We start from the raw sequence: 1,031 nt of genomic DNA, 5'->3' as shown, positions 1-1,031 counted from the left end.
ATGGACAAGGTCGGCAAGGACGGTGTCATCACCGTCGAGGAGTCCAACACCTTCGGTCTGGAGCTGGACTTCACCGAGGGCATGGCCTTCGACAAGGGCTACCTGTCGCCGTACTTCGTGACGGACCAGGAGCGCATGGAGGCCGTCCTGGAGGACCCCTACATCCTCATCAACCAGGGCAAGATCTCCTCGATCGCGGACCTGCTGCCGCTGCTGGAGAAGGTCATCCAGACCAACTCCTCCAAGCCGCTGCTGATCATCGCCGAGGACCTGGAGGGCGAGGCGCTCTCCACCCTCGTCGTCAACAAGATCCGCGGCACCTTCAACGCGGTCGCCGTCAAGGCCCCGGGCTTCGGCGACCGTCGCAAGGCGATGCTCCAGGACATGGCCGTCCTCACCGGCGCCACCGTCATCTCCGAGGAGGTCGGCCTCAAGCTCGACCAGGTCGGCATCGACGTGCTGGGCTCCGCCCGCCGGGTCACCGTCACCAAGGACGACACCACGATCGTCGACGGCGCCGGTGACTCCTCCGAGGTGCAGGGCCGCGTCGGCCAGATCAAGGCCGAGATCGAGAACACGGACTCCGACTGGGACCGCGAGAAGCTCCAGGAGCGCCTCGCGAAGCTGGCCGGCGGCGTGTGCGTGATCAAGGTCGGCGCCGCCACCGAGGTGGAGCTGAAGGAGAAGAAGCACCGTCTGGAGGACGCCATCTCCGCGACCCGCGCCGCGGTCGAGGAGGGCATCGTCTCCGGTGGCGGCTCCGCGCTGGTCCACGCCGTCAAGGTCCTCGAGGGCAACCTCGACAAGACCGGCGACGAGGCCACCGGTGTCGCCGTGGTCCGCAAGGCCGCCGTCGAGCCGCTGCGCTGGATCGCCGAGAACGCCGGCCTGGAGGGCTACGTCATCACCTCCAAGGTCGCCGAGCTGGACAAGGGCCAGGGCTTCAACGCCGCGACCGGCGAGTACGGCGACCTGGTCAAGGCCGGCGTCATCGACCCGGTCAAGGTCACCCGCTCCGCCCTGGAGAACGC

At 67.9% G+C, this 1,031-nt stretch carries 1 protein-coding gene; it reads left to right on the top strand.

Annotated elements, in window-relative coordinates; all coding sequences use genetic code 11:
• On the top strand, nt 1-1,031 hold a 1,031-nt coding region (gene groEL, locus G6W55_RS37800), incomplete at both ends, for a chaperonin GroEL (RefSeq protein ID WP_175525082.1).

Origin of the sequence: Streptomyces sp. CAI-85 (assembly GCF_013363615.1) — a bacterium.
Classification (GTDB): Bacteria; Actinomycetota; Actinomycetes; order Streptomycetales; family Streptomycetaceae; genus Streptomyces; species Streptomyces antibioticus_B.
The sequence above is the reverse complement of the archived record's forward strand: the minus strand, read 5'-3'. Positions and strand labels throughout refer to the sequence as shown.